General features: G+C 42.1%; 2 protein-coding genes. One reads left to right on the plus strand and one right to left on the minus strand.

Translation table 11 applies throughout. The features are described 5' to 3' along the window. Positions 1 to 614: DUF1501 domain-containing protein (locus tag WBA23_RS01370; RefSeq protein WP_424580440.1), on the plus strand; the 614-nt coding region annotated here is incomplete at its 5' end. A gap of 144 nt (positions 615 to 758) precedes the next feature. Here the strand turns inward: WBA23_RS01370 and WBA23_RS01375 are convergent. After that, positions 759 to 2072, minus strand: a complete 1314-nt coding sequence (locus tag WBA23_RS01375; protein WP_424580441.1) for an NAD(P)H-dependent oxidoreductase — start codon at positions 2070 to 2072, stop codon at positions 759 to 761. Between the last annotated feature and the right edge of the window lie 189 nt (positions 2073 to 2261).

Below are 2261 nucleotides of genomic sequence, written 5' to 3' on the forward strand. Positions count from 1 at the left end.
CCTCGGTACCGGAAGTAATGGATATTGAAGATGAGCCGGAATACATTCACCAGATGTACGGCACTGAACCGGGCAAAGCTTCTTTTGCTAACAACTGTTTGCTGGCTCGCCGTTTGGTTGAGCAAGGGGTGCGGTTTGTTCAGCTTTACGATTGGGGCTGGGATACACACGGTACCGATAAGAGTACTGCTTTGGAAGCCGGATTTAAGGATAAATGCCGTCAGGTTGATCAACCGATGACCGCTCTGCTTAAAGATTTAAAACAACGCGGATTATTGGAAGAAACCTTAATTGTGTGGGGCGGAGAATTTGGCCGCACACCCATGCAAGAAAACCGGAACGGCAAAATTATGCCCTTTATGGGTCGGGATCATCATACCGAGGAATTTTCTATGTGGATGGCTGGTGGTGGGCTGAAGGGTGGGTACACGCACGGTGAAACCGATGAAATCGGCTATTACGCGATTAAAGATCGCGCGCATATTCACGATTTACAGGCTACCATGTTGCATTTGTTAGGTATGGATCATGAAAAACTTACCTATCATTTTCAGGGGCGGGATTTCCGTCTGACTGACGTGCACGGTAAAGTAATTCGTAAGATTCTAGCCTAGTATTAGAAATACGCTGATTCTTTTGAGCATGTACCACACCATTTGGCATAAAGCCGACAGCGGGCAATAGCAGCAGCTACACCCGCTAGCTTTACAGAACGAAAAACCGCTAACCGCAGAATAGAAGATCAAAAAGAGGTACACCTAAGCACTCATGACCATCAAGTTATTCGCATTGGCAAACTCCTGCTGTTGTTTATAAAGCTGAAACATTAATCGATCATCCGATATTTCAATATCGTCAAACGTTAACGCGCTACCCTGCTTGATGTCTCTTTTCAATACTACATTATCCGCCAATCCAATAGGCAATAAGTTTTCTTGCTGAATAATCTTAGTATTTTCACACTCACCATAGCAAGTATACCCTCCAATCCCGTCTAAAGTTTCACCGGTTCGAAGATCCCGTTTGGCAGTTGCGACTACCTCAACTACCGGTGCGCCGACAGGCACCATAACTGGGTCATTAAAATGAGCCACGCGGGCACTTGAGTTGGGAATTTCCAGATTGCAGAGATGGTAGGGAGTATAAAAACTGTACAGTGGTCCCTCGCCCATCTTCAAATATTTTAGATAATCCTTAATCATAGGGTCATCTGTAGTACCAAAAACGTAGACACCAGGGCTGGGTTTAGGTCCAATAATATAGTCTACAATACCTCCAGATTCTAGCAGTTGGTCTATATCGTAAAACGAAGTAAGGTGATCAATATGTTCTTTAGAACGGTGAGCACTCATTCCTCGCCGTGTTACGCCCATTCCGGTAGAGTTAGCTACATTGGCTTGCTCGAAATTTACTTTAGTACCATCCGTAAAACTAGTAATCATGTTTACGCTGTTATTCACCTTTTTGGCGTAGGCAGCCATATCAGATGGGTTTTTATGCACATCTAGAAACCCTTTGATGTTTCCGCAAACCAAAGGAGTAAGCCCTAATCCTTTCACGAAGCGGTACTTGTTCATAATCACGCCGGGCTGGTCTCCGTCGCTTTGACTGTAGATAACCCCAGCTTGGTCGGCGTAATGTTTGAGAATGGGGCCTAAGGTAGCATCTAACTCAGGATTAAATAGAAGTATTGGCTTTTTGTATTCAATAGCAGTCAGCACTACCTGGGCGGCATAGTTGATCGTTCCTGTTACTTCAACAATAATGTCAATCTTAGTTGAAGCACAGAGAATTTCGGGATCTTGACATACGGAATATTTTCCGAGTTCAACGTTAAGGTCAACTGACTCAGCATCAGTAACTGTGCTAACATGCTGTATTCCGGCTTGGTTATAGCATCGTGAAGCTTTAGAGAGTGTCCGATTGGCAATAGCCGCTACCCGCATACCAGGAATGTAATGTTCTATCTGGTTTACCAAGCCTGACGAAATGAAGCCAGCACCGACCAAACCTACCTGTAATAAATTACCCTGTTCTTCTCTTTTTTGTAAAGCTGTATCTACTAACACCATATTAATAATCCAAAATTTTGTTTAATTATTTACAAATATAGTTAAATAAAAATTTATTTATCAATGTTATTGACCCTTTAAATACTATTTAGTCTAATAAATGTTAATAAAATATAGGTTAATCCCCCTTATTTAACAGCTAAATCAACCAATAATTAGTTGATTGTTAGCAACTTGTAAATATAAATG

The organism is Tunicatimonas sp., assembly GCF_049647865.1.
Taxonomy (GTDB): domain Bacteria; phylum Bacteroidota; class Bacteroidia; order Cytophagales; family Cyclobacteriaceae; genus Tunicatimonas.

Bases quoted from the DNA above. Each gene is read 5' to 3' on its own strand.
- WBA23_RS01375 (WP_424580441.1), bottom strand. From the start codon at position 2,072: ATGGTGTTAGTAGATACAGCTTTACAAAAAAGAGAAGAACAGGGTAAT.